The organism is Stutzerimonas stutzeri SDM-LAC (assembly GCF_000235745.1).
Classification (GTDB): domain Bacteria; phylum Pseudomonadota; class Gammaproteobacteria; order Pseudomonadales; family Pseudomonadaceae; genus Stutzerimonas; species Stutzerimonas stutzeri_H.
In genome coordinates this window covers 1-25830 of record NZ_AGSX01000196.1, presented here as the reverse complement: position 1 = coordinate 25830, position 25830 = coordinate 1, and the positions used below count along the sequence as shown (strand labels likewise).

The window sequence follows — 25830 nt, the reverse complement described above, 5'->3', positions numbered from 1 at the left end:
GGTCAGTTGTCTTCCGTGGTCTGTTCGTCGGAGGGCATGGTTTCTGGTGGGCTTGGAGCCCCTTCCATTTGTTGCCGGAGTGCTTCCATCTGCTGCTGAAGCATCTCCGCTTGCGGGTCGAGTGCTTCCATCTCCGTTGGTTCACTACTGTAGTCAGGCAGGCTATCGATCGCGGCTGTGGGAGAGCGAACGGTTGGAAATTGCAGGCTTTCGATACGGCCGCCACGCTTTATCTCAACCCTGTCTGGGTGAACGCTGTAGAGGCGCACCCCCTGTTCTATTTCCTGGTCGACTCGATAAAGCTGTGGCGGTTGGCTGCTCAGCTGGATGATTGCGGTCGACCGAGCCGGGTCAGCATGAACGAAGCTGCCCAGCAAGGTTAGATCAGAACTCGATTCGCCGGGCATATAGCTTTGACCGCTCGAGGCCGGGGATCCAAATAACCGTTCCATTCGCTCAAGGTCAGGTGCGGCTCCGGTGGGCTGGCTCTTGTCCGACATTGCGGTAGCTGGCGTTTGGCTCAGCTGGAGCCAGGCCATGATCTGGCCGGCCAGATACAGGCCGAATAGCACGACGATAACTGCGCTGATGATCAGAGGCGCATATTGACGAACTCTCTGCAGTGCTGCGGGGGAAGCCAAGCTAGGCGCTCCGTGAAACCGAGTGATTGATGATCGAGACCGCAAGCTCGGACCGTATTAGCGGGCGCAGCGGGCTTGACTGGCAGTGTAGACCCGGACCATGACAAAGAAGCACTTGAGTATGCCAGTGCAACTGACTGTTTTTCAGGCAAAAGGTGCCCGATGACCGGCCAATCAGCCGAGCGATTGCAATACGCCGTTTATTTTCTTAAATAATCGCGACACGGTGTTGACTTGATCAGGGCTGATGCGTAAATTGCGCGCCTCGCAGGGCGATCAGCCACTAGTCACAACGGTTGAGCGTAGAAGTCTTGCGAATCGGACGAAAGTCCGGCCGACGCGCAGCGGTAGTTCAGTCGGTTAGAATACCGGCCTGTCACGCCGGGGGTCGCGGGTTCGAGTCCCGTCCGCTGCGCCATATTTGCTTCCCATCTGCGGAAGCCACGCGAAAAGCGGCCTCTTGGCCGCTTTTTTCGTTTCTAGCTTGCCGTTCTAGCGGCTCTTCTCCTTTCCGGTCCATCTAGCTCAGGCAGGTCTCTGCGTCTGGCTCAAGCGATTGCTGCGATGACCGGCAATCGGACTGACGAGTTATCAATTTTGCGGTTCGCTCACGCTCTGAGCCGCATACCTCGTTGATCTCAAAACAATCTGGTCAAGGCGCTCGGTCAAGCCTCGAGCTGATTCCGCTGCTCCCGATCAGGTCGTCCCCTCGAGTCGAGGCCTTACGACGCTCGCCAGGAATTGAATCGAAGGTTGTACTTTCGAGGTTGAACCACACGCCTGGTCTCGCCGATTCACAGTGAGGCAGCCGTTTTCAAACGCATCCCGCCGCGGCTGATGACCGCAGCTGGACAACAAAACGCCCAACGCCGAGGAGGCGTTTTCACATCTCTGGGTGTTTTACCTTGACCTGCGTCAACCGGTAGCGGGGTACTTGGCGCACCCTTGCGGTTAAATGCTGTCAGTAAAGCGTGCTGTGACTAACAAGCCAGGGGCTGATGGCGTACTGACGAGGGGTGGTTAATGTTCGGTTTGGAAGCGCTTGAACTCGCGCGGATCCAGTTTGCTTTCACGATTTCCTTCCACATTATCTTCCCGGCGATCACCATCGGGTTGGCGAGTTTCCTGGCGGTGCTGGAAGGGTTGTGGCTGAAAACCAAGCGTCAGGTTTATCGGGATCTCTACCATTTCTGGCTGAAGATATTTGCTGTCAACTTCGGTATGGGGGTGGTCTCGGGGATCGTCATGGCCTACCAGTTCGGAACTAACTGGAGCGCCTATTCCGAGTTCGCTGGAAGCGTCACGGGGCCTTTGCTGGCCTACGAAGTACTAACAGCCTTCTTCCTTGAGGCCGGTTTCCTTGGCGTCATGCTGTTTGGCTGGAATCGAGTCGGCGCCGGGCTGCATTTCTTTTCAACGCTGATGGTGGCGGTCGGCACTCTGATCTCGACCTTCTGGATTCTGGCATCCAACAGCTGGATGCACACACCGCAAGGCCACGAGATCATCGACGGCATCGTCGTCCCGGTGGATTGGTTTGCCATTATTTTCAATCCCTCGTTTCCGTACCGCCTCACCCACATGGCAATTGCCGCCTTCCTCGCGACTGCATTCATGGTGGGTGCCTCCGCGGCCTGGCACTTGCTGCGCGGCAACGATAACCCCGCGGTGCGCAAGATGCTCTCCATGGCGATGTGGATGGCGTTGATCGTTGCGCCGATCCAGGCGGTGGTCGGTGACTTTCACGGCCTCAACACGCTTGAATACCAGCCGGCCAAGATCGCGGCGATGGAAGGCCACTGGGATAATAGCTCGGGTGAGCCGACGCCGTTATTGCTGTTCGGCTGGCCGGACATGGAGCGTGAGGAAACCCGCTACAAGGTCGAAATTCCCTATCTGGGCAGTCTGATTCTCAAGCACAGCCTGACCGAGCAGATCCCTGCGCTGAAGGATTTCCCAAAGGAGGATCGTCCTAACTCAACCATCGTCTTCTGGACGTTTCGGATCATGGTCGCGCTGGGGCTGCTGATGATTCTCACCGGTTTCTGGAGCCTGTGGCTGCGTCGCGGAGGCAGGCTTTTCCATTCCAGACCTTTCCTGCGTCTGGCCTTGCTGATGGGGCCTTCGGGGCTTCTGGCGATCCTCGCCGGTTGGTTTACCACCGAGGTCGGACGGCAACCGTGGGTTGTGTACGGGATCATGCGCACAGCCGATGCGGTTTCCAATCATGGCGCCGGGCAACTGGGGCTGACCTTGGCGATGTTCGTGTTGATCTACTTCGCGGTGTTCGGCATCGGGTTCGTCTATGTCCTGCGCCTGATTGGCAAGGGCCCAATCATCAATGAAGGAGATGAGAAGGGCGCCGGTGGGCCTGGAGAGAAGCGGACGCCGATGCGGCCGTTGTCCGCTGCCGACGAGGCGATACCGCACGATCATGGCGACAAACTTGGCGAGAGGAACTGAGTTATGGGTATTGATCTTTCGCTGATCTGGGCCGTCATCATCATCTTCGGCATCATGATGTACGTTGTGATGGATGGGTTCGATCTGGGTATTGGCATCCTCTTTCCGCTTCTGGCCGATACGTCCGAACGCGATGTTGCGATGAACACCGTGGCGCCCATCTGGGATGGCAACGAGACCTGGCTGGTGTTGGGCGGGGCAGGGCTGTTCGCCGCGTTCCCGCTGGCTTACTCGGTCGTGTTATCTGCGCTCTATCTACCGATCATCTTCATGCTGATGGGGCTGATTTTCCGCGGTGTGGCGTTCGAGTTTCGCTTCAAGGCCGGCGCGTCTCGTCAGCATATCTGGGACAAGGCTTTCGTTGGTGGCTCGCTGGCCGCAACCTTCTTCCAGGGGGTCGCACTTGGCGCCTTCATCCATGGCTTCCCCGTGGCCGATCGCGCTTATGCGGGTGGCCCGCTGGACTGGCTGACGCCGTTCTCGGTGTTCTGCGGCCTGGCCCTGATCGCGGCGTATGCCTTGCTGGGTTGCACCTGGTTGATCATGAAAACCGCCGGTGACCTGCAGAAACGCATGCATGACATCGGCATTCCGCTGGTCTGGGCGGTGCTGGCCGTGACCGGTATTGTCAGTATCTGGACGCCGCTGACCCATCCGGATATCGCTGAGCGCTGGTTCAGCATGCCGAATCTGATCCTGTTCCTGCCGGTACCGATTCTGGTGCTTGTGTGTACCTTCGGGCTGCTTCGCTCGATCAAGCGTTACGCTCACTATTCGCCGTTCCTGTTTACCCTGGCGCTGATCTTCCTAGGTTACAGCGGACTCGGAATCAGCCTCTGGCCAAACATCATTCCGCCATCGATCAGTATCTGGGACGCCGCCGCTCCGCCGCAGAGCCAGGGCTTCACCTTGGTCGGAGCGCTGCTGATCATCCCGCTGATCCTCATGTACACCGCCTGGAGCTATTACGTGTTCCGCGGCAAGGTCAGTGCAGACGATGGCTATCACTGAAACGGGCCGTCACGGAGCGATAGATGCAAAACAAGCACGAAAGCAGTGCAGCCCGGCCTAAGCCGCTGTGGAAGCGCATGACCTGGTTGGTTCTGATCTGGTCAGCGAGCGTTCTTGCCCTTGGGGTGGTGGCCTGGCTGCTGCGCCAGGCGATGACCGCAGCGGGGCTGACGCCGCCATGATCGCTGAGCGAGAGCCTGTGCGCTGTCTGCGGCGATATGGCGCGTTGTCGCTGCGGGCCGCTCAGGCTATTTAATAGTCATCCGCGCTGTGAGCTGCTTCATCTTTCGGTCATGCGCGCAGGTTAGTTTCGCTGGCATGGGCTTTGAAAAGCAGAGCTAGGCAAAACCTGAGAAGAGGATCGCTTCTATGGATGACTATCAAGACGAAATACTCGAATGGCACGCATCGGAGCAGGACGGGCCGGAGCCTGCTGACGACGCCTTCGAGCTTTGACAGATCACTCGGCGCGTCGCTGTGCTCGCCGATACTCACCTGGCGTCTGCCCGCTCCAGCGCTTGAATGCGCGCTGAAAGGCTTCCGCTGAAGAAAATCCGAGTAACCAGGCGATCTCGCCGAACGCCGAATCGGTGTCCCGGATGTAGGCCATTGCGAGATCGCGGCGGGTGTCGTTGAGAATAGCGCGGTAACTGGTGCCTTCTTCATCCAGCTTCCGACGCAGTGTCCATGACGGTAACTGCAGCCGCCCTGCGATCTGCTGGAGATCGGGCTCCTGGCCCTTGAGCATCGGCCCGAGCAGCTGAGCCACGCGCTCGCGGATGCTGCGGGTGCGGGTGCGGATCTCCAGTTCCGCCTCGCAGAGTTCGAGAAGCTGACGCCATGTGCCTGGGCAGTGTTCCGGGTTGCGCAGCGCCAGCGTCGCCTGATCCAGACGCAGTTGATTGTGCTCAGCACCAAACTCGACTGATCGCCCAAAGAACGTTTCGTAGCGCATGGCGTAGTCGGGGCGCTGAAATTCGATCTGTACCGCAACCGGGATCAACGGCTGGCCCGCGATAGCACCCAGTTGCGTAACCCAACTGGCCAATACCGTATCGACTACGAACCGGTTGTAGTTGTTGTACGGGCTGATCGAGTAGAACCGGAGCCAGGCTCCGGTTGCATCTTCGTGAAATCCTGACGCGCCTCGGTAGTTGCTCGCATAAAGCGGCTCGTAGCGAATCAGCGCACGTGCGGCTTCGCGCACCGTCGGTGCTTGGGCCGAGGTCACGCCGACGAGGCCGAGGTGGCCGGCCTTGCGTAATCGCCCCATTTCAACCCCAAGCCCAGGGTCTCCCGTCAGCTGCATGGCGGCATGACCCAGGCGCATGTAGCGAGGAATCGACAGGCGCGCCCGTGGCTCCGACAGCCGCGCATGGTCGAGACCGTACGCATCCAGCAGCGGCTGGGGGTCGATGTGCTTTTCCTGCAAGGCACTGACCAGGCTGTGCACGAAGCCGACCGAGAGATCACCGAGCCGGACCCTTTGACGGTTCATGGCCGATTCGGCAACCACAAATTATTCAATCGCACCGGCTCGCCATGAAGGTGCCGTGTCGGCCTGCGAGGCGAACCCACGAGATTCCAGGGCAACCCGAGTGTATGGACGTCAACTCGCGCCAGTTCTGTGGTTGTGCCCACATTCGCGCCGCAAGTCTCCAGCGGGTCGTCACGCGCACCCGGTATGGCCAGCAGCTCGGCGTCTTCGGCAAAGTGTCGTGTATAGCCGTCGCAGCCGAGCAGCACGACCAACCACCCAGCCGGTGTCTGGAGCGCCGATGGCGTGTGGTTCTTGGGCGCTTGGCTGTAACGGCGTTCATAGCGACTCAGGTTCTGCTTGTACTGCAGCGGGCCTAAGAGATTGCCGTCTGGCGTAAAACTGAGGCTGACCTGCCGAAGTGGTCCCGATCCGACCTGCAGCCGACCTTCCTTGATATAGGGTTCGGGCAGGACGATCGAGCCGGCGACGAGCGTCACACCGTACGCCTCAGCCAGGTCTCCGAAAATGTCCTGATAGTCGCGAGCCATCTCGTGCGCCTTGATCTTGAGAACCGCCTCGGTACGGCGATCGTCCCCTTCGTTATTCAGCAACGCGCGCAAGTAGTCCCAGGGGTTACTTAGGGCCATCCATTGCATGGCGTCGCGCAGGGTGCGTGCCTGCTGGACTTCCGGCTTCTCGCCGAGGGCGAACAAGCCCGTGCCGACATGCTCAGGCAGTACGACGATAGTTCGAGGGTTCAGCAGACCGGCTTCCTGCGCCTGGTCCAGGTAGGTGGCGAACTTCAAGCGCAATCGCTCGCGGCTCTGATAATCGGCCGGCAGCAATCGGGTTTCGATCCCGAGGAGGTTGCCGGTCTCGCCCGGCTGGCCCTGGCTCTCGATCGGCAGGAGCCGAAGATCGGAAAGCAGCGGGCCACTGCGTCGGTCACGCGTCCAGTCGAGGTAGATGACGAGCGCTGCGAGAGCGAGAACGGCGACGCCGAGCAATTTGCTATGGGTGCGCATGGGTACCAAAGCCAGGGATGTCGCACAAAAGACTAGGCATCCGTGTGCCGCTTGCCAAGCGTTTTGCGCGTTTGAGTCAGATAGTTGTGACTTTCGGTCATTGAGCGTGCGACGGGTGCTGTTTATCTTCACCGCATTGCGACTGCGCCCGCGAGAGGCGTGGCGATCCCACCGAAGTATTTCTGGCACCCGCCGTGCCGCCTGATCGAGGAATGAACATGACCGCTTTTCCGCACCTGCTGGCTCCGCTGGACCTGGGTTTTACCACGCTGCGCAACCGCACGTTGATGGGCTCGATGCACACCGGCCTGGAGGAGATGCCCAATGGGTTTGAGCGCATGGCCGCCTTCTTCGCTGAGCGGGCACGTGGCGGCGTAGGCCTGATCGTTACCGGTGGGGTCGGGCCGAACGAAGAAGGTTCGGTACGCGCCGGAGCAGCCAAGTTGTCGACGCTTGAGGAAGCGCAGGAGCACAAAGTGGTCACTCAGGCGGTGCATGAGGCAGGTGGCAAAATCTGCATGCAGATTCTTCACGCCGGTCGTTACGCCTACAGCCCTCAGCTGGTCGGCCCGAGCGCCATCCAGGCGCCGATCAATCCCTTTACCCCTCGTGAGCTGGACGAAGAGGGCATCGAGAAGCAGATACGTGACTTCGTCAATTGCTCAAGTCTGGCGCAAAAGGCCGGCTATGACGGCGTCGAAATCATGGGGTCGGAAGGCTACTTCATCAACCAGTTCCTGGTGGCCCACACCAACCACCGTACCGATCGTTGGGGCGGCAGCTACGAAAACCGTATGCGTCTTCCGGTTGAAATCGTGCGGCGCGTGCGTGAGGCGGTTGGCGCCGAGTTCATCATCATCTATCGCCTGTCGATGCTTGATTTGATGGAGGGCGGCAGCACCTGGGATGAGGTAGTGACGCTGGCCAAGGCCATCGAGCAAGCCGGTGCCACCTTGATCAATACCGGTATTGGCTGGCACGAAGCCCGCATTCCAACAATTGCCACCAAGGTGCCGCGCGCGGCCTTTACCAAGGTGACAGCGAAATTGCGCGGCCAGGTTGGCATTCCGCTGGTAACGACAAACCGCATCAACACGCCGGAAGTCGCGGAACAGGTCCTTGCAGAAGGCGATGCGGACATGGTTTCCATGGCTCGCCCGTTCCTCGCCGATCCGGATTTCGTCAACAAGGCAGCTGCGGACCGCAGCGACACCATCAACACCTGCATCGGCTGTAACCAGGCGTGCCTGGACCACACGTTCAGCGGCAAGCTGACCACCTGCTTGGTCAACCCTCGGGCATGTTACGAAACCGAGCTGAATTACATTCCCACCACCACGATCAAGAAGATCGCAGTTGTGGGTGCGGGCCCGGCCGGCCTGGCGGCTGCTACCGTAGCGGCCGAGCGCGGCCATCAGGTGACGCTGTTCGACTCCTCGAGTGAGATTGGTGGTCAGTTCAATATCGCCAAGCTTGTGCCGGGCAAGGAAGAGTTCTTCGAAACTCTGCGCTACTTCGAGAGCAAGCTGCAGAACACCGGCGTCGACGTACGTCTGAACACGCGCGTCAGCGCGGCTGACCTGCTGGCTAGCAGCTTCGATGAAATCATCCTGGCGACCGGTATTGCGCCGCGCACACCCGACATCCCAGGTATCGATCATCCGATGGTGATCAGCTACATCGACGCGATCCTGCAACGCAAACCGGTAGGCAAGCACGTGGCCGTCATCGGCGCCGGCGGGATCGGCTTCGATGTGTCGGAATTCATCACCCACGACGGTCTCTCGACCAGTCTCGACAGAGAGGCGTTTTGGCGCGAGTGGGGCATCGACCTCGCACTGGAAGCGCGCGGTGGGGTGGCGGGCGTTCAGCCGGAGCCCCACGCACCGGCGCGGCAGGTCTATCTGCTGCAGCGCAAAAAATCCAAGGTTGGCAATGGCCTGGGCAAGACAACCGGCTGGATTCACCGCACGGGGCTGAAGAACAAGCATGTGCAGATGATCAGCGCCGTGGAATACCTGGCGGTCGACGATAAAGGCCTGCATATCCGTGTGGCCGATGGTGAGCCGCAGGTGCTTCCGGTTGATACGGTCATTGTTTGCGCCGGCCAGGACCCGTTGCGCGAATTGCAGGCCGAACTCGAGGCTGCCGGACGCCAGGTTCATCTGATCGGCGGCGCTGACATCGCTGCAGAGCTCGATGCCAAGCGCGCCATTAACCAAGGTTCGCGGCTAGCCGCTGAAGTCTGATCCAGACAAGCCCCGCCTCTCGCATAGCCTGTTTGGCGGAGGCCGTTTCGTATAGGAGCGACGACGTGAGTACATCCATTGCACTACAACCGGCCGCCAGCGAAACCTTGAAGCGCTGGCATCAGATGATTGCAGCCGGTGACCTGGGCCGGCTACCGGATCTGTTGCATCCGCAGGCGGTGTTTCGCTCGCCGATGGCGTTCGTGCCCTACGAGAGCGCGGCAGCGGTGAATCTGATCCTGAACACCGTGGTGACGGTGTTCGAAGATTTTGCTTACCACCGCGAGTTGGCGAGCGCCGATGGCATGGACGTCGTGCTGGAGTTCAGCGCTCGCGTCGGTGATCGGCAGCTCAAGGGTATCGACATGATTCGCTTCGATGAGAGCGGGCTGATCACCGACTTTGAAGTGATGATCCGGCCGATGAGCGGGCTGCAGGCGCTCGGTGAGGAGATGGGCCGGCGCCTGGCACCTCAGCTCGCAGCATTGAACGGCCGGCCGGCTTAATCCGACCCGTTCACAGTTTATCGGTAGCGCTTCGGCAGCCCATCCTGGTGCCGAAGGCGCTGCCAACCCAGTCACATTGCCGGTTTCGCTTTTTCCCCTACACTTTGCGCCAACCATGGGCTAGCGGGCGTCACGTACCCGCGGCGCGGATTCCCGCGGGCCGTATCAGTTGTTGAGGAAGCCGAGCATGCAGATCAAACCGCAGACGGTCGAGGCCGTACTGTTCTTCAATGATGGCGGCGTCTGCAAGGAAATGCTCTACCCCGAGTTCGAAGCCATGCTCGATGGGGTGGTGAGCATGCTGGAGTTTGCCGATCAGCAGATGCGGGTCGCGTATGTGCTGGTCAACGCCCGGCTGCAGATTCGCGCGGCGGTGTTCTTCTATCTCGATTTCAATGAGGACGGATCGGCCGACAGTGGCTGGAATATTCCGTTGCGCAGCCTCGCCGAACGCACCGGGCGCGGGCCGGATCTCGGCGCCGGGCCGATTCGCCTGGCCTGTCGCAGTCAGTGCCCGGTGTCCTGGCACCAGATGCACTTGTGGGATCCGGATCTGACGCCCGGTAAGAATCACTTCGTCATGTTGCGTGACCGCATCAAGCGTAACCATCTGGGGCTGCTGGTGGAAGATGAGGCACCGCAGACCGTGCCCGCCGAGCGTCTGCAAATGGTGGCCGAAGACACCTGGTACGCGCCGGACGCGGCTAAGCAGGTTGCCACTCGCCGTGCCGAGCAGCTTGAAAAGGAACAACGACTCAAGGCTGCGCAGTTGATCAAGCAGCAGCGCTTGCGCATTGCCAGCCTGGAACAATTGCGAGAGGCCGACATCGCCAAACTGCGGGACCTGGCCGCTCAACAACAGGCAACGCTGCAAGCTGAAATCACCCGGTTGCGTGGTGAGCTGCTTGAACATCAGCAGCAGACAGTGACGCTTCGCGCCCAGCTCGCAGAGCAGGCCGAGGGCTTCCAGAAAACCCGTGAAGAGATGAGCCAGCAATTGCGCGCGCTTGAACAGAACAGCCGTGACGAAGCCGACGCCGCACGGGCGCGTCTCAGCACTGAGGTGCAGGCTCAGGTCACTGCAGCGGTGGCTGAATATAAGGAGCAGGTTGCTATCCGCGACGTCGAGCTGGCATATCGCAACGAACTGGATGCGCAGCTGCAAGAAGAGATCGAAGCGCTGCACAAGCAGGTTGGCGTGCTGACCGAGCAGGCGGGAGGCCGAGTGCTCGAACGGCTGTCGCGGCTCGGCGTGATATTCATGGCGTATCATCCCGGAGCCGGACACCTGACCATCGCGCTTCAGGACATGGCGCGCTATCAGGAAAATCCGCTGGCCTATGCCGCGGCCAAATGCGCGGTCTCCGAAGAGCAGTACGGCAAGTGGGTTCAGCACTACCAGCAGCCTACCTGCGTAGCCAGCCTCTCGACTGGCGAACGCTGCAACATGCCATTGGACAAGGTCGATTCGCCTGCGCGCTTCGTCATCGGCGAGTCCAATTGTTGTGCCAGGCACCGGTCTCAGGATCGATTGCGCACCGGTAGCTGACAAGGGCTCCCATCATCTCTTTCTCTATTCCCAGCCTGGCCTCGGTGTTGCTGCAACGGCTCGATCTGCCCTGGCTGCGCGCAGCCGATGTCCAAGTGGCCGTGCTGCGCCTGGATCTGGTCGATGCTGAACTGTCCGGCAACAAGTGGTTCAAGCTCATCCACCACCTCGCTGCGGCGCAAGACAGCGGCGCGTCAGGGCTGATCAGCCTTGGCGGCCCTCATTCCAATCATCTGCATGCGCTAGCCGCCGCGGCCAGACGCTACGGCCTGGGCAGCGTTGGGCTGCTGCGTGGCAATCCGCAGCAAACAGCGACTGTTGAAGATTTGCAGCGCTTCGGCATGCAGCTGCACTGGCTCGGTTATGGGGGTTATCGGGAGCGGCACCGGCCGGATTTCTTCGATACCTGGCGCGAGCGTTATCCCGGCTACTACTGCGTGCCGGAAGGGGGCGGCGGGCTTGCCGGTGCGCTGGGTTGCACCCCGCTGGTCGAGCTTGTGCACACTCGGCTGGCCGCCATCGGCTGGCAGGACTACGAGGGCTGGTGGCTTGCCGCAGGCACTGGTACGACCTTGGCGGGGTTGGTTATTGGCGAGGCGCAACAGCGCGGAAAAACAGTCCACGGAGCGCTGGCAGGCCCGCCTTCGCATGGCGTAGCAGACAACGTGAGCCGGTTGTTGCGAGACGCTGGCACAGCTGATTCCGGATATCAGCTGATCGATGCCAGCCGCGGTGGCTTCGGTCGATTCGATGAGCCGCTGGCTCGGTTTCTGCTGGAGACCGAGGCGGTTTCATCGGTGCCGCTGGAGCCTGTTTACACGGCTAAGGCGATGATGGCGTTGCGCCTTTATGCAGAGGGCGGTTATTTTGCCCCTGGTACGCGGCTCATTTTCGTACACACCGGTGGTCTGCAGGGTCGGAGAGCTGCTCAGGCGCAGCTGGACGAACTGCTGCGCTGACCTGTTGCCCCATTTGGAATGCATGGATGAACAAGCCGCTACCTTCGGACCTGGTCCACCATCTGGTTCCGCTCAACACCTTGTCGCCTCGGTATCTGCAGGAAATTCGCCATCAACTGGTGCCGCGGGTCCTGCTAGCCGGCGATGTGTTGTTCCATGAGCAGACGCCGCCGGGTTTGAGCTATTTTCTGCTCAGTGGCGCCTTGTCGCTGTTAACGCCGGAAGGCGAGCGACCTTTGGTTGCCGGCTCGTCCGAGAGTTGCCATGTGTTCGTTTCCGGCGTACGGCTGAGCAGAGCTTGCGCGTTGAGCGATGCCCGCGTGCTGTGCATCGACAGTGCGCAGCTCGAGCGCCTTGTGACCTGGCAGCACGCCAACGCCGATCTGCTGTTGGAACTGGCGACGGCTGGCGAGCTGACCGACTGGCTTGAAGCGCTGTTGGAGAACCCATTGTTCGCCAAGGTGCCCCCTGCAAACGTACGCGACATGCTTACCAGGCTCGAAGTTGTCAACTTGCCGGCCGGCCATGTGCTGCTGCGTGAAGGTGAGGCCGGCGACTGTTGCTACTTTCTCAAGAGCGGCCGCGCTGAAGTCATGACGGGCTTTGGTAGTGCCAGACAAGTAGTAGCGGAGCTGGACATCGGGGCCTGTTTTGGTGAAGAGGCGCTGCTGACCGACGCACCGCGTAACGCCACCGTTACGCTGATCGAAGATGCATGCGTGCTGAAACTGGCGCGCGAGAATTTCGTCGCGCTGCTGAAGGCGCCGGTGGTCGACGAACTCGGTCTGGAGGAGGCGAACGCGCTGATCGAGCAGGGAGCACAATGGCTGGATGTGCGGCTGCTGGAGGAATACGAGCAGGGGCATGCCCGGCTGGCATTGACAATGCCGCTGCATCTGTTGCGGTTGAAGGTGCGATTGCTGCAGCAGGATCGGTTGTATCTGTGCTACTGCGACAGTGGCAAACGCAGCGCCAGCGCGGTATTCCTGCTGACGCAGCTGGGTTTCAGCGCTTATCCGCTGCGTGGCGGCCTCGACGCGCTGTCTGCAGAGGATTATGCGACCTTGCTTTGTGAGCAGGGCAACGGCTACCTCGCGCGTTCCGGCGGGCGTACCGAGCGCAGCGGCTGAGCCGACGAGATCTAGCTCAGCAAGGCGAGTAGCGAGCCGGCGACGCCACCGGCCAGCACCACCAGCCAGGGTGGCAGTTTCCACACCATCAGAGCGGTCAGGGCAATTGCCGCCAGAACGATGTCGCCAGGGCCGAAAATCGCGCTGGTCCACACCGGATCGTACAGCGCCGCGAGCAACAGTCCGACCACCGCCGCGTTCACTCCACCCAATGCCGCCTGCATACGCCGATTGGCGCGCAGCCGATCCCAGAAAGGCATGGCGCCAAACACCAGTAGAAATGACGGTATGAATACGGCAATCAAGCACAGTGCCGCGTTGATCAGGCTGTTGCCTTCGCCTTGAATCGAGGCCCCGAGAAAGGCAGAGAAGGTGAACAGCGGCCCTGGGACCGCCTGAGCGGCGCCGTAACCGGCCAGAAAAATATCATTGCTAACCCAGCCGGTGGGCACGACTTCGGCTTGCAGTAACGGCAGCACCACATGGCCACCACCGAAGACCAGGGCACCGGCTCGATAGAAGCTGTCCACCATTGCCACTGACTGGCTGGCGGAGATAGCCGCCAGGGCGGGTAGAAGCAGCAGTAGGGCAAAGAACAACAGCAGCGCCAGGACGCCGGCTGCGCGCCCCACGCGAGGCTGAAATGGCGTCAGGTTGGACATGGCAGCAGGACGAAACAACAGCAGTCCAGTCACGCCTGCGATGGCAATGACAACCAGCTGCGCCCAGGCGCTAGCCAACAGCAGAACCGCACAGGCGGCCAGTAGCGCGATAGTCACGCGCAGACCATCGGTGCACAGGTTGCGTGCCATTCCCCATACCGCCTGGGCCACGACGGCGACCGCGACAATCTTCAGCCCATGGAGAAATCCGTCCGGCAAACGATCTCCCCAGCGACCGATGCCCAGCGCAAACAATACCAGGGCAATCGCTGAAGGCAGCGTGAATCCCGACCAGGCTGCCAGCGAACCGCGATAGCCACCCCTCAGCAATCCGATGGCGATCCCGACCTGGCTGCTAGCGGGGCCGGGGAGGAACTGACAGAGCGCCACCAGATCCGCATAGCCTTGCTCGTCGAGCCAGCGCCGGCGCTGAACGAACTCCTCGCGGAAATAACCCAGGTGCGCCACCGGGCCGCCGAACGACGTCAGCCCGAGACGCAGGAATAGCAGGAAGATCGGCCACGGACTCGATTGTTCCGGCGCGATTGAACGGAGCTGGTCGGAGCTCATCGATGCTGACCCTTGCGGTGGAGGAAATGGCGGTGCTGTCGCCGCTCAAGTCTGCCGAATGCGGATGACGTTTTCACGTCAGGTGCGGCTCAGTGGGTCGGCCAGGTGCTTGGGACCAGGAACAGACGCTCCTGTTCGAGCCAGTGTCCATCTGCATGCTCCGCCAGGCGAACCAGCATTTTCGCCTGACGTTGACCCTCGACGTCGATGACCCACCGATCGAAATCGGGGCGCTGCCAGACAGCGCTCCACGGCACGCGAGCGGGTGCTAACCAGGCATGGCGGGGCAAGGGTTGCCAGGTCGCGCTGCGGTCGTTTTCAGCAAAGCCCGTCCAGTCGTGTTGACGCAACCAGCGCCCGCCAAGGTGCAGCGGATTGGCGCCGGCCGGTGTAGAACAGGCGCTTGCTAGCGGTTGGAACAGGTAGCCACCTAGCCACAACGCACTGTTTATCCGCGCGCTGGTCAGTTCGCTGAGCACCAGTTGCGCGGCGGGCTCCGCCGGTAGCTTCAGTTGATGGTCGCAGAGGCGCCGCAGCTTGATGTCGAGTCGATCGTGGCTGCCGGGGCCCAGCCAGCGGTCGTGCAGCGTGCTGTCGCCGTCGAGCCCGAGGTAGAACTTGACGGCCAGTTCCAGGTGATGGACGCCCTCCCTGTCACGCAGGAGCAAATCCAGCTCGCCCAGCGTATGACTGCCTTGGCGGATCGGCAGGTTCGCCACCAGCAGGTCGATATCCGGCGCCTGGCACATTGCAAATTGCCAGAGACGCTCGTAATACAGGCCCAGTCGCCGGGTACTGCGTTGCGCGAGCCAGGCTTCGAGAACGCTCGGCTGGGTGTCGAGCAGGCGCAGCCAGTCGGCCAGTTCGCCAGGATGCTCAGCCCAGCGACTGGCCGTCAGCGGGTGTCTTTGTGGCGCTGGAGCTTCGCGCAGTAAGGGTGGCGAGAGCAGGACCCACGCGAGATCCCGCACGGCGGGGTGCACTAGGCCAGGGAGCAGATCGCCAAGGCAAGGAAGGTTCATGCAAGCAGCATAGCCGAGGTTGGTTTGCTGCCACTTCCAGCTTTCGCCCATAATCCGTCGGCTGCACTGCAGCGGGAATCCGTGCGGACCCGGGTGTTGAACTCGAACGCGTCTGCGCGACACCAAACAAGTGCCTGTTACGCTTCGGCCGGTCGGTGTTTCTCCCGCCTCGCAATTGCCTGTTACCCGTCTCGCCTACAGGGAGCTTCAATGGATCAGTTCCGCAACATCGGCATCATCGGCCGCCTGGGCAGTTCCCAGGTGCTGGACACCATTCGCCGGTTGAAGAGATTCCTCGTGGCGCGTCATCTGCACGTGATCCTCGAAGAAAACATCGCCGAGGTACTGCCCGGTCACGGCATGCAAACGTCCTCCCGGCAACGCTTGGGCGATTCCTGCGATCTGGTGATCGTGGTGGGTGGTGACGGCAGCTTGCTGGGTGCGGCGCGAGCGCTGGCCAAGCATCGGGTCCCGGTGTTGGGAATTAACCGAGGCAGTCTCGGCTTTCTCACCGATATCCGCCCCGATGAGCTGGAAGAGAAGGTCGCCGAGGTGCTCAGCGGGCAATACACGCTGGAAAATCGCTTCCTGCTCGAGGCTCAGGTGCGGCGCTTCGAGGAATCCATCGGTGAAGGCGACGCGCTCAATGACGTGGTGCTGCATCCCGGCAAGTCGACGCGGATGATTGAGTTCGAGCTGTATATCGACGGCCAGTTCGTCTGCAGTCAGAAAGCCGATGGGCTGATCATCGCTACCCCCACAGGCTCTACTGCCTATGCGCTATCTGCTGGCGGGCCGATCATGCATCCACGTCTGGATGCAATCGTGGTTGTTCCGATGTATCCGCACACCTTGTCCAGCCGGCCCATCGTGGTGGACGGCAACAGCGAGCTGAAGATCGTCGTCTCACCGAACATGCAGATCTATCCGCAGGTCTCCTGTGATGGCCAGAACCATTTCACCTGCGCACCAGGCGACACCGTCACAGTGCGCAAAAAGCCGCAGAAGCTTCACCTGATCCACCCGCTTGATCACAACTATTACGAGGTCTGCCGTACCAAGCTTGGCTGGGGCAGCCGACTCGGTGGAGGGGAATAGTGTTTGTCGACCCGGAGCGCAGCTACGACCTGATTGGGGACGTGCATGGTTGTGCCCACACCTTGGCGCGTCTGCTCGACCAGCTGGGCTATCGTCGACACGGTGACGTATGGCGGCATCCACGCCGGCAAGTGATCTTTCTTGGCGACATCATCGATCGCGGTCCGAGGATTCGCGAGGCGCTGCATCTGGTCCATGCGATGGTCGAGGCGGAGCAGGCGCACTGCATCATGGGCAATCACGAGTTCAACGCGCTGGGTTGGTATATCCCGGCACCGCCAGAGAGCGGCAAAGCCTTCGTTCGTGAGCACACGCCGCGCTATGCCAAGCTGCTCGAACAGACATTCGAACAGTTCGAGCACTACCCAGATGAGTGGCGCGCCTTTCGCGACTGGTTCATGGAACTGCCGCTGTTTCTGGAAAGCGAGCGCTTTCGCGTGGTGCATGCCTGCTGGGACAGCGGGGTGATCAATCAGCTGCGCAAACGGCTTGACCACGCGCGCGTCGATCACGAGTTCCTCCGTGACGCCGCGTTTGCGGACGGCTTTGCCGCCAAGGCTCTTGATCGTCTACTCCGAGGCACCGATATGCCATTGCCTCAAGGGCTTACGCTGACCAGTGCTGAAGGTTTCAAACGCAGTTTCTTTCGCACCAAATTCTGGGAAGAAGACCCCCAGACGTACGGAGACGTGGTTTTTCAACCCGACGGATTGCCGGAACATGCGGCGCGAATGCCGCTCAGCCAGAGCCAGAAAAGCCGCTTGTTCCTTTATGGCCCGGATGAACCGTTGCTGTTCGTCGGCCACTACTGGCGCAGTGGGATGCCAGCACCCATCCGGTCGAATCTGGCTTGTCTCGATTACAGCGCGGTGATGTACGGCAAGCTGGTCGCCTACCGGCTCGATGAGGAAACCCGACTCGACCCGGCGAAGTTCGTCTGGGTGGAGGTGGAGCGCTAGATGGCCATCGTAGAGGCGTTGCGCCTGCCATTGTCGGAAGACCTGAGCGGTTTCATTGCCTTGCTGCGGCGACTGCAGGTGCCTTGCCGCGTCTCTGAAGAGTCGGGTGAGCAGGTGTTGCGGGTGCCGGCAGAGACCGCAGAGCAGGTCCGTGAGCTCTACCAGCGCTACCCTCAAGGTGATGGCGCTGTAGTAGCTGAACAACCGCCGCGCCGCGTTGGCGGTTTCGTCGCCAGCCTTCGCCGTAGCCCGCTGACTGCCGCGGTGTTAGCGCTGACAATGATCGCCGCCGCGATCACCATGCTGGGTGAAAACTTCGGCACCGTTCGCTGGTTAAACTTCAGCGATTTTCGCATCGACGGTGAGTACGCCTACTTCGCTACGCTCGAGCAGACACTCGCAGCGGGGGAGTGGTGGCGCCTGGTGACGCCGATCTTCGTACACTTTGGCTTCCTCCACCTGGCTATGAACTCCATGTGGTATTGGGAGCTTGGTCGGCGCATCGAATACCGCCAGGGTGCACTGATGTTGCTCGGGCTGACGCTGGTGTTCGGCATCGTGTCCAATATGGCGCAGTACACCTACGGCGGCCCAGGCATATTCGGCGGACTATCTGGCGTCCTGTACGGGCTGCTCGGGCATTGCTGGCTGTTCCAGAAGCTCTCGCCGGACGAGGCCTACCGCTTGCCGCCCGGCGTCGTGGTGCTGATGCTGGTCTGGCTGGTGATCTGCCTGACCGGCGTGATTGAGGTGGTGAGCTTCGGCGCGCTGGCCATAGCCAATGCCGCACATGTCGGCGGATTGGTGGCCGGTTGCATTACCGGCGTGGCCGGTGGGTTGCTCGCGCGCCGAAGGCTTGAGGCTTGAGGCGTCCAGCTCTCTGCTTCTTTCCGCTAGAATGCGCCCTCGTTTCCCCGGGAGCCGGTCATGTCGTCCTTTATTGAAGCCATCGAAAACATCACCCCTGAAATCTACGAAAACCTGAAAACCGCCGTCGAGCTGGGCAAGTGGAGCGACGGCCGCAAGCTGACGCCCGAGCAGAAGGAAACCTGCCTCGGTGCGATGATCGCCTGGGAGCTGAAGAACCTGCCGGAAGAGGAGCGCACCGGCTACTTGGGTGGCCAGGAATGCGGCTCCAAGAGCAAGAACAAGACACCTATCGACTCTAGCCTGTTTTCACCTGCCTCCGGGACCCGGCACTGATGCTTGAGCTGGGACGCGGCGCGCTGAGCAAGATGTCGATTCAGCTGGGAGATCAGGCCCAATATTCGTTCCGCCTGAACGAGACGCTGGTGCCGGTCAACCCGCTGATCGGCAAGACCCTGCGGTTGGAGTACCTGGGCGCCATCCACTGCAGCCACTGTGGCCGCAAGACCAACAAGAGTTTCAGTCAGGGCTATTGCTACCCCTGCTTCAAGAAGCTGCCGCAATGCGACATCTGCATCATGAGCCCGGAAAAATGCCACCACGACTTCGGCACCTGCCGCGATCCGCAGTGGGGTATGGATTTCTGCATGACCGATCATGTGGTGTATCTGGCCAACTCATCGGGCATCAAAGTGGGCATCACCCGCGCGACGCAGTTGCCGACACGCTGGCTCGATCAGGGCGCCAGTCAGGCGCTGCCGATCATGCGTGTCGCGACTCGACAACAGTCGGGTATGGTCGAAGACCTGCTGCGTAGTCAGGTCGCTGATCGCACCAACTGGCGCGCGCTGCTCAAAGGCGATGCTGAACCCATCGACCTGATCGAGATCCGCGAACAGATCTTCGATGCCTGCGCCGGAGGGCTGCGTGAGCTGCAACAGCGTTACGGGTTGCAGGCGATCCAGCCAGTGGCCGATGCGCAGGTGCTCGAGATCCGTTACCCGGTCGAGGCCTACCCGACCAAGATCGTCAGCCTGGATCTGGAAAAGACGCCAGTCGTCGAAGGCACCCTACGCGGCATCAAGGGTCAATATCTGATCCTTGATACCGGCGTGATAAATATCCGCAAGTTCACGGCTTACCAGGTTGCAGCCAGCGCTGCGGCGTAAGCCAGGCGGTTTGCTAAAGCGCTCGCGGATACGTGGTTCCGCGAGTAGCGTCAGGACCATCACCGAAAATTCGCAGCCGCGAGCCCGTTGCTTGAGGCTGCCTCGAAGAGGCTCAACCGATGCGCACCGAACAACCGAAAGTCATTCATCTTAAGGATTATCAGGTTCCGGATTACCTGATCGATGAAACGCACCTGACCTTCGAACTGTACGAAGACCGCACCTTGGTCCATGCGCAGCTGGTCATGCGTCGCAACCCGGAGGCCGGTGCCGGTTTGCCGTCCCTGCGGCTGGATGGCCAGGATCTCGAGTTGATCTCTCTTTCTATCAATGATCGTCAGCTCGGCCTGGGCGATTATGAAATCGGCGAAGAAAGCCTGACGCTGCAGCCTGATGCAGAGCGCTTCACGCTGGATAGCACGGTCGTGATTCACCCCGAAAGCAACACGGCGCTGGAAGGCCTCTACAAGTCCGGCAAGATGTTCTGCACCCAGTGCGAGGCAGAGGGCTTCCGCAAGATCACCTATTACCTTGACCGCCCTGATGTGATGAGCAAGTTCACCACGACGGTCAGTGCCGAGAAACATGCTTATCCGATCCTGCTGTCAAACGGCAACCCCATCGCCAGCGGCGAAGAAGATGACGGCCGCCACTGGGCAACCTGGGAAGATCCATTCAAGAAGCCGGCGTATTTGTTCGCCCTGGTGGCGGGTGATCTCTGGTGCGTCGAGGACAGCTTCACCACCATGACGGGTCGTGACGTGGCGCTGCGCATTTACGTCGAGCCGGAAAACATCGACAAATGCCAGCACGCCATGGACAGTCTGAAAAAGTCCATGAAGTGGGACGAGGAGGCCTACGGTCGGGAATACGACCTGGATATCTTCATGATCGTCGCGGTCAACGACTTCAACATGGGCGCCATGGAAAACAAGGGCCTCAACATCTTTAATTCCAGCGCCGTGCTGGCGCGCGCCGAAACCGCCACAGACGCTGCCCACCAGCGTGTCGAGGCGATCGTCGCCCACGAGTATTTTCACAACTGGTCGGGCAACCGCGTGACCTGCCGCGACTGGTTCCAGCTGTCGCTGAAGGAAGGCTTCACGGTATTCCGCGACTCGCAGTTTTCCGCTGACATGAACTCGCCGACCGTAAAGCGCGTCGAGGACGTGTCCTACCTGCGCACCCACCAGTTCGCAGAAGATGCCGGCCCCATGGCGCATTCGGTGCGCCCCGAATCCTTCATCGAAATCTCCAACTTCTACACCCTGACCGTGTACGAAAAGGGCGCCGAAGTGGTGCGCATGATCCAGACGCTGTTGGGCGAAGAGGGCTTCCGCAAGGGCAGCGACCTCTACTTCGAGCGGCACGATGGCCAGGCCGTGACCGTCGATGATTTCGTTAAAGCGATGGAGGACGCCAACGGCGCCGACCTGACCCAGTTCAAACGCTGGTACAGCCAGGCCGGCACACCGCGTCTGGCCGTTAGCGAGCAGTACGATGCAGCAGCGAGGACTTACAGCCTGACCTTCCGCCAGAGCTGCCCGCCGACGCCGGGGCAAAGCGAGAAGTTGGAGTTCGTCATCCCGGTCTCGCTGGGCCTGCTGGACGGGCAGGGCAACGAAATCGCGTTGCGGCTACAAGGCGAGGACACTGCAGTCGGCACAACCCGCGTGTTGGCAGTCGACCAGCCTGAGCAGACCTTCACCTTCGTCGACGTGCCAGAGCAACCACTGCCGTCGCTGCTGCGCGGGTTCTCCGCGCCGGTGAAGCTGGACTTCCCCTACAGCCGCGATCAGCTGATGCTTTTGATGCAGCACGATTCCGACGGCTTCAACCGCTGGGAAGCGGGCCAGCAGCTGTCGGTACAGGTGCTGCAGGAACTGATCGGCCAGCACCAGCGCGGCGAAGCGCTGCAGCTGGACCAGCGTTTGGTCGCGGCACTGCGCAGCCAGTTGGAAGATGAAAGCCTCGATCAGGCCATGGTTGCCGAAATGCTGTCACTGCCGAGTGAGGCCTACCTCACCGAAATCAGTGAGGTGGCTGACGTCGATGCCATTCACGCGGCACGCGACTTCGCTCGTCAGGGCATCGCCACCGCTCTGTACGATCTGCTCTGGAAGCGTTATCAGGCCAACCGCGAGGTGTCGCGCGAGACGCCTTATGTCGCCGAAGCCAGCCACTTCGCCCGACGCGCCTTGCAAAACATCGCGCTGTCGTACCTGATGCTCAGCGGCAAGCCGGAAGTGGTAGCCGCCTGCGTGGACCAGTTCGAGCAGGCCGACAACATGACCGAGCGCCTGACGGCGTTGGCGGTATTGGTCAATTCAGACTTCGAAGCCGTGCGCGACAAAGCACTGGAAGCCTTTGCCGAGCACTTCAAGGACAACCCGCTGGTCATGGATCAGTGGTTCAGCGTCCAGGCCGGCAACACTCAGCCGGGTGGCTTGGAGCGGGTCCAGCATCTGATGCAGCACCCTGCGTTCACGCTGAAGAACCCGAACAAGGTGCGTGCGCTGATCGGCACCTTCGCCAACCAGAATTTGGTCAACTTCCACCGGGCCGATGGCGCGGGATACCGCTTCCTGGCCGATCAGGTCATCGTACTCAACAAGCTCAATCCGCAGATCGCTTCACGGCTGCTGGCACCGCTGACCCGCTGGCGCAAGTACGATGCCGGTCGTCAGGGCATGATGAAAACAGAGTTGGAGCGCATCCTGGCCTCCGGTGAGTTGTCGAGTGATGTCTACGAGGTGGTAAGCAAGAGCCTTGCCTGATCAGGGCTGCGACTTGAGGCAATGACTGTCGAGAATCCCGCGCTTGCCGCGGGATTTTTCGTTCACAGAGGTGCTAGCCGGTCGCGATCAGACATCCCCTTCCAATGCCGGAGAAGAAGAGCGCCAAGCGCCGTGCCATAAGGCATACCTATCACGCAACATCATTGAGGCATGCTTAACAAAACATAACGTCCAGCCAATTGCCGCCGCTTTCGAAAGCCCTATAGCATGGCCTCGCCTGCCTTCCTACGCAGGCCTTACCTAATAAGAATAAAGGGGGTATGTATGAGTGAGCCCGTCATGTGGCGCACACCGGTTGGCCGCGTGGAAAAAACGACCCGCACGCCGATGTTCCGTAGTCAATCGCCGCTGGCAAGAACGCTCTCGCTCTGCAGTGTTCTCTCCATCCTGTTTCTAGGCGCGCCTGCTCAGGCCCAAAACCCTGCCGAGCCGGGCGTTCGATATGCGATCGAATCGCAGAAAGCCGCCACCAGCTTGCTTCTCGATATTGCCCATGCCGACAAGCGTCTGGTGGCGGCCGGTGATCGCGGCCACATCCTCTATTCCGACGACGGTGGTTCCAGCTGGACCCAGGCCAAGGTGCCTACCCGGCAGCTGCTGACGGCGGTGTATTTCGCTGACGAACAGCACGGTTGGGCGGTCGGTCACGACGCGCTGATCCTTGGCACCACCGACGGCGGTCAGACCTGGACGCAGCAGTACGAGAACCGCGAGGGCGAAGTGCCGCTGCTCGACGTCTGGTTCGAGAATGCGCAGCACGGTTTCGCCACCGGCGCTTACGGCGTGTTGTTGGAAACCACCGACGGCGGCGAGAACTGGGAAGACGTTGCCGATCGCCTGGACAACGAGGACGGCTCTCACCTCAATGCCATTGCCGAGATTCCCGGGTCCGGCCTGTTCATCGTCGGCGAGATGGGCGGCATGTTCCGTTCCGCCGACATGGGTGAGACCTGGGAGCGCGTCGAGTCCCCTTATCAGGGCTCGTTCTTCGGCGTCGTTGGCGGTGGCGAACCGGGTGTCGTGGTCGCGTTTGGCCTGCGCGGCAACCTGTTCCGCTCAACCGATTTTGGCGACAGCTGGCAAGCCATCGAGCTGTTGGACGACGGTGATGCCGTCGAGTCGGGTCTGGCCGATGGCAACAGGCTGGCCGATGGCCGTATCGTCGTGGTCGGGCACGGTGGCACCGTGCTCAGCAGCGAGGACAACGGACAGAGCTTCAAGCTGTTCAGCCGGCCTGACCGCCGCTCCCTCTCGGGTGTGGTCTCCAATCCGGACGGCAACCTGATCCTCGTCGGACAGGGCGGTGTCAGGATCGTTTCGCCGACCGGCGCCAACCTGCCTACACAACAACAATAAGCCGGAGCCAACATGACCAAGCATCAGCAAAAGCCGGCGTCTTTTCTCGAGCGCCTGATATTCAACAATCGACCGGCAGTGATCCTGATCTGCCTGTTGATCAGCGTGTTCCTGTTTTACCAGGCTGCCCAGGTTCGTCCTTCGACCAGCTTCGAAAAGATGATCCCGCTGGGGCATCCCTACATTCAGAACATGCTCCAGCATCGCGATGATCTGGCCAACCTGGGCAACACGGTACGGATCTCCGTGGCGGCCAAGGATGGTGACATCTTCTCCAAGGAGTACATGGAAACGCTGCGTCAGATCCATGACGAAGTGTTCTATATCCAGGGTGTCGACCGCTCCAACATGAAGTCGCTTTGGAGTCCCAGCGTTCGCTGGACCGAGGTGACAGAGCAGGGCTTCGCCGGCGGTGAGGTCATTCCGCAGACCTATGACGGGTCGCCGGAAAGTCTCGATGACCTTCGCAGCAACATTCTTAAATCCGGTCAGGTCGGGCGTCTGGTCGCCAACGACTTCAAGTCCAGCATCATCGACGTGCCGCTGATGGAGTCCTATTCGGATCCGGATGACCGCAGCCGGCAGATCAAGCTCGACTACCAAAAGTTCTCCCACGAGCTGGAAGAGAAGATTCGCGACAAGTACGAGGCACAGAATCCGAATGTGGAGATTCACATCATCGGTTTCGCCAAAAAGGTCGGTGACCTGATTGATGGTCTGGTCGGCGTCGCACTGTTCTTCTTTGTCGCCATTGGTATCACGCTGGCACTGCTGCTGTGGTTCACCCGCTGCGTCAAGAGCACCATCGCGGTGGTGGTGACCACCCTGATTGCCGTGGCCTGGCAGCTTGGTCTGCTGCACACCCTGGGCTTCGGGCTCGATCCCTATTCGATGCTGGTGCCGTTCCTGGTATTTGCCATCGGTATCTCCCATGGCGTGCAGAAGATCAACGGTATCGCCATGGCGTCCGGCGAAACCGACGACCCGTTGGCTGCGGCACGGATGGCGTTCCGCCAATTATTCATTCCCGGCATGGTGGCGTTGGCGTCGGACGCGGTCGGCTTCGTGACCCTGCTGTTGATCGATATCGGGGTAATCCGCGAACTCGCGATCGGTGCTTCGCTGGGTGTGGCGGTCATCATTCTGACCAACCTGATCCTGCTGCCGGTGGCGATTTCCTACATGGGCATCAGTCAGCGGGCAGTCAAGCAGGCGCGAGAAGAAGCCGCGCGCAACCACCCGTTCTGGCGTCTGCTGTCCAGCTTTGCCAACCCGATCGTCGCGCCGATTTCCATTGTCATCGCGCTGCTCGCCGTCGGTGGTGGACTTTGGTACGGCCAGAACCTGAAGATCGGCGACCTCGATCAGGGCGCACCGGAACTGCACCCGGACTCGCGCTACAACCTCGACAACGACTTCGTCATCAGCAACTACTCGACCAGTTCGGACGTGCTGGTGGTGATGGTGAAGACGGCTCCCGAGGGCTGCGCCCATTACGACACGCTCGCCGCCATGGACGAGCTGATGTGGAAAATGGAGAACACCGAGGGTGTCCAGTCGGCGGTGTCGATGGTCACCGTGGCACGGCAAAGCATCAAGGGCATGAACGAGGGCAGCCTGAAGTGGGAGACGCTGTCGCGTAACCAGTTCGTGCTGAACAGCTCCATTGCACGTGCCGAAGGCATGTATAACGGCGATTGCTCGCTGGCGCCGGTGCTGGTGTTCCTCAATGACCACAAGGCCGAGACGTTGGAGCATGTTGTTTCTGCGGCCCGCGAGTTCGCTGAGGAAAACAACCGCGAAGGTCTGGAGTTCGTCCTGGCTGCGGGCAATGCCGGTATTGAAGCCGCTACCAACGAAGTCATCGCCGCCTCCGAAACCACCATGCTGATCGCGGTCTACGCAGCGGTGAGTTTCATGTGCTTGCTGACCTTCCGCTCTGTCGCCGCGACCCTGTGCATCGTCCTGCCGCTGGTGCTGACCTCGATTCTCGGCAACGCGCTGATGGCCTTCATGGGGATTGGCGTAAAAGTCGCAACGCTGCCGGTGATCGCACTCGGGGTGGGTATCGGTGTGGACTACGGCATCTATATCTACAGCCGTCTGGAATCCTACCTGCGCCAGGGTATGACGCTGCAGGATGCCTATTACGAAACCCTGAAATCGACCGGCAAGGCGGTAATCTTCACCGGCATCTGCCTGGCGATTGGTGTGTTCACCTGGGTGTTCTCAGCGATCAAGTTCCAGGCTGACATGGGCCTGATGCTGACCTTCATGTTCCTCTGGAACATGGTCGGCGCGATCTGGCTGCTGCCC

General features: G+C 60.7%; 21 protein-coding genes and 1 tRNA gene. 17 read left to right on the top strand and 5 right to left on the bottom strand.

The window, feature by feature from the left end:
- Window positions 1-2: 2 nt before the first annotated feature.
- Window positions 3-641 carry a type II secretion system protein N gene (locus tag PSTU_RS0119875; protein ID WP_019342775.1) on the bottom strand — a complete coding sequence of 213 codons (639 nt, stop codon included), beginning with the start codon at window positions 639-641 and terminating at the stop codon, window positions 3-5.
- 341 nt (window positions 642-982) lie between these two features.
- Here PSTU_RS0119875 and PSTU_RS0119870 point away from each other — a divergent pair.
- The 4 genes from PSTU_RS0119870 (at window position 983) to PSTU_RS21040 (ending at window position 4297) form a co-directional block, all read left to right on the top strand.
- Window positions 983-1059: transfer RNA gene (locus PSTU_RS0119870), tRNA-Asp, on the top strand.
- Between the two features lie 605 nt (window positions 1060-1664).
- The gene (locus PSTU_RS0119865; protein ID WP_019342774.1) at window positions 1665-3104 is read left to right on the top strand and encodes a cytochrome ubiquinol oxidase subunit I; all 1440 of its coding nucleotides are present in this window, start codon (window positions 1665-1667) and stop codon (window positions 3102-3104) included.
- A 3-nt stretch (window positions 3105-3107) separates the two neighbouring features.
- Complete coding sequence (cydB, locus tag PSTU_RS0119860) at window positions 3108-4115, top strand: cytochrome d ubiquinol oxidase subunit II (RefSeq protein WP_019342773.1); 1008 nt, start codon at window positions 3108-3110, stop codon at window positions 4113-4115.
- A gap of 23 nt (window positions 4116-4138) precedes the next feature.
- Window positions 4139-4297, top strand: coding sequence for a DUF2474 domain-containing protein (locus PSTU_RS21040; RefSeq protein ID WP_019342772.1), 159 nt, complete (start codon window positions 4139-4141; stop codon window positions 4295-4297).
- 278 nt (window positions 4298-4575) lie between these two features.
- On the opposite strand, the gene PSTU_RS0119845 is transcribed toward PSTU_RS21040, so the two are convergent.
- Both PSTU_RS0119845 and PSTU_RS0119840 read right to left on the bottom strand, forming a co-directional pair.
- Complete coding sequence (locus tag PSTU_RS0119845) at window positions 4576-5613, bottom strand: AraC family transcriptional regulator (RefSeq protein WP_029404895.1); 1038 nt, start codon at window positions 5611-5613, stop codon at window positions 4576-4578.
- Window positions 5610-6620, bottom strand: coding sequence for a carbon-nitrogen hydrolase (locus tag PSTU_RS0119840; protein ID WP_019342770.1), 1011 nt, complete (start codon window positions 6618-6620; stop codon window positions 5610-5612). The genes PSTU_RS0119845 and PSTU_RS0119840 overlap by 4 nt, the downstream gene beginning before the upstream one ends.
- Before the next feature lie 218 nt (window positions 6621-6838).
- Between PSTU_RS0119840 and PSTU_RS0119835 the strand changes: the two genes are divergently transcribed.
- The 5 genes from PSTU_RS0119835 (at window position 6839) to PSTU_RS0119815 (ending at window position 13013) form a co-directional block, all read left to right on the top strand.
- Window positions 6839-8869 (top strand): NADPH-dependent 2,4-dienoyl-CoA reductase, encoded by a 2031-nt coding sequence (locus PSTU_RS0119835; protein WP_019342769.1) that lies wholly within the window; start codon window positions 6839-6841, stop codon window positions 8867-8869.
- 65 nt (window positions 8870-8934) lie between these two features.
- Window positions 8935-9375, top strand: a complete 441-nt coding sequence (locus PSTU_RS0119830) for a nuclear transport factor 2 family protein (RefSeq protein WP_019342768.1) — start codon at window positions 8935-8937, stop codon at window positions 9373-9375.
- A 187-nt stretch (window positions 9376-9562) separates the two neighbouring features.
- The gene (locus PSTU_RS0119825) at window positions 9563-10924 is read left to right on the top strand and encodes a chromosome segregation ATPase (protein ID WP_019342767.1); all 1362 of its coding nucleotides are present in this window, start codon (window positions 9563-9565) and stop codon (window positions 10922-10924) included.
- Window positions 10925-10968: 44 nt separating this feature from the next.
- Window positions 10969-11883 (top strand): pyridoxal-phosphate dependent enzyme, encoded by a 915-nt coding sequence (locus PSTU_RS0119820; protein WP_019342766.1) that lies wholly within the window; start codon window positions 10969-10971, stop codon window positions 11881-11883.
- Window positions 11884-11909: 26 nt separating this feature from the next.
- Window positions 11910-13013: a cyclic nucleotide-binding domain-containing protein gene (locus PSTU_RS0119815; RefSeq protein ID WP_019342765.1), complete on the top strand. Its 1104-nt coding sequence runs from the start codon at window positions 11910-11912 to the stop codon at window positions 13011-13013.
- An 11-nt stretch (window positions 13014-13024) separates the two neighbouring features.
- Here PSTU_RS0119815 and chrA read toward each other — a convergent pair whose 3' ends face one another.
- Together chrA and PSTU_RS0119805 are read right to left on the bottom strand one after the other, a co-directional pair.
- Window positions 13025-14245: a chromate efflux transporter gene (gene chrA / locus PSTU_RS0119810; RefSeq protein WP_019342764.1), complete on the bottom strand. Its 1221-nt coding sequence runs from the start codon at window positions 14243-14245 to the stop codon at window positions 13025-13027.
- 89 nt (window positions 14246-14334) lie between these two features.
- Window positions 14335-15267, bottom strand: coding sequence for a DUF1853 family protein (locus tag PSTU_RS0119805; RefSeq protein WP_029404893.1), 933 nt, complete (start codon window positions 15265-15267; stop codon window positions 14335-14337).
- Window positions 15268-15477: 210 nt separating this feature from the next.
- Between PSTU_RS0119805 and PSTU_RS0119800 the strand changes: the two genes are divergently transcribed.
- The 8 genes from PSTU_RS0119800 to PSTU_RS0119765 form a co-directional block, all read left to right on the top strand.
- Window positions 15478-16365, top strand: a complete 888-nt coding sequence (locus PSTU_RS0119800; protein WP_019342763.1) for an NAD(+) kinase — start codon at window positions 15478-15480, stop codon at window positions 16363-16365.
- Window positions 16365-17324 (top strand): metallophosphoesterase, encoded by a 960-nt coding sequence (locus PSTU_RS0119795; protein WP_019342762.1) that lies wholly within the window; start codon window positions 16365-16367, stop codon window positions 17322-17324. The genes PSTU_RS0119800 and PSTU_RS0119795 overlap by 1 nt, the downstream gene beginning before the upstream one ends.
- Entirely contained in the window at window positions 17325-18191 is an 867-nt protein-coding gene (locus tag PSTU_RS0119790; RefSeq protein ID WP_019342761.1) for a rhomboid family intramembrane serine protease, read from the top strand.
- Window positions 18192-18251: 60 nt separating this feature from the next.
- Window positions 18252-18527: a YeaC family protein gene (locus tag PSTU_RS0119785; RefSeq protein ID WP_019342760.1), complete on the top strand. Its 276-nt coding sequence runs from the start codon at window positions 18252-18254 to the stop codon at window positions 18525-18527.
- Window positions 18527-19360: a DUF2797 domain-containing protein gene (locus tag PSTU_RS0119780; RefSeq protein ID WP_019342759.1), complete on the top strand. Its 834-nt coding sequence runs from the start codon at window positions 18527-18529 to the stop codon at window positions 19358-19360. Before PSTU_RS0119785 ends, PSTU_RS0119780 begins: the two co-directional genes overlap by 1 nt.
- A 119-nt stretch (window positions 19361-19479) precedes the next feature.
- The gene (pepN, locus tag PSTU_RS0119775; protein WP_019342758.1) at window positions 19480-22137 is read left to right on the top strand and encodes an aminopeptidase N; all 2658 of its coding nucleotides are present in this window, start codon (window positions 19480-19482) and stop codon (window positions 22135-22137) included.
- A gap of 285 nt (window positions 22138-22422) precedes the next feature.
- On the top strand, window positions 22423-23514 hold the full coding sequence (locus PSTU_RS0119770) for a YCF48-related protein (RefSeq protein ID WP_029404892.1): 1092 nt from the start codon (window positions 22423-22425) through the stop codon (window positions 23512-23514).
- Window positions 23515-23526: 12 nt separating this feature from the next.
- A partial coding sequence (locus PSTU_RS0119765; protein ID WP_019342756.1) for an efflux RND transporter permease subunit occupies window positions 23527-25830 on the top strand: 2304 nt, incomplete at its 3' end.

Excerpts from the sequence above, each read along its gene's own strand:
- PSTU_RS0119805 (WP_029404893.1), bottom strand. The coding sequence starts at position 15,267 with ATGAACCTTCCTTGCCTTGGCGATCTGCTCCCTGGCCTAGTGCACCCC.
- PSTU_RS21040 (WP_019342772.1), top strand. The coding sequence starts at position 4,139 with ATGCAAAACAAGCACGAAAGCAGTGCAGCCCGGCCTAAGCCGCTGTGG.
- PSTU_RS0119780 (WP_019342759.1), top strand. The coding sequence starts at position 18,527 with ATGCTTGAGCTGGGACGCGGCGCGCTGAGCAAGATGTCGATTCAGCTG.
- PSTU_RS0119845 (WP_029404895.1), bottom strand. The coding sequence starts at position 5,613 with ATGAACCGTCAAAGGGTCCGGCTCGGTGATCTCTCGGTCGGCTTCGTG.
- PSTU_RS0119840 (WP_019342770.1), bottom strand. The coding sequence starts at position 6,620 with ATGCGCACCCATAGCAAATTGCTCGGCGTCGCCGTTCTCGCTCTCGCA.
- cydB (WP_019342773.1), top strand. The coding sequence starts at position 3,108 with ATGGGTATTGATCTTTCGCTGATCTGGGCCGTCATCATCATCTTCGGC.
- PSTU_RS0119835 (WP_019342769.1), top strand. The coding sequence starts at position 6,839 with ATGACCGCTTTTCCGCACCTGCTGGCTCCGCTGGACCTGGGTTTTACC.
- PSTU_RS0119865 (WP_019342774.1), top strand. The coding sequence starts at position 1,665 with ATGTTCGGTTTGGAAGCGCTTGAACTCGCGCGGATCCAGTTTGCTTTC.
- chrA (WP_019342764.1), bottom strand. The coding sequence starts at position 14,245 with ATGAGCTCCGACCAGCTCCGTTCAATCGCGCCGGAACAATCGAGTCCG.
- PSTU_RS0119800 (WP_019342763.1), top strand. The coding sequence starts at position 15,478 with ATGGATCAGTTCCGCAACATCGGCATCATCGGCCGCCTGGGCAGTTCC.
- PSTU_RS0119790 (WP_019342761.1), top strand. The coding sequence starts at position 17,325 with ATGGCCATCGTAGAGGCGTTGCGCCTGCCATTGTCGGAAGACCTGAGC.
- PSTU_RS0119785 (WP_019342760.1), top strand. The coding sequence starts at position 18,252 with ATGTCGTCCTTTATTGAAGCCATCGAAAACATCACCCCTGAAATCTAC.
- pepN (WP_019342758.1), top strand. The coding sequence starts at position 19,480 with ATGCGCACCGAACAACCGAAAGTCATTCATCTTAAGGATTATCAGGTT.
- PSTU_RS0119825 (WP_019342767.1), top strand. The coding sequence starts at position 9,563 with ATGCAGATCAAACCGCAGACGGTCGAGGCCGTACTGTTCTTCAATGAT.
- PSTU_RS0119815 (WP_019342765.1), top strand. The coding sequence starts at position 11,910 with ATGAACAAGCCGCTACCTTCGGACCTGGTCCACCATCTGGTTCCGCTC.
- PSTU_RS0119770 (WP_029404892.1), top strand. The coding sequence starts at position 22,423 with ATGAGTGAGCCCGTCATGTGGCGCACACCGGTTGGCCGCGTGGAAAAA.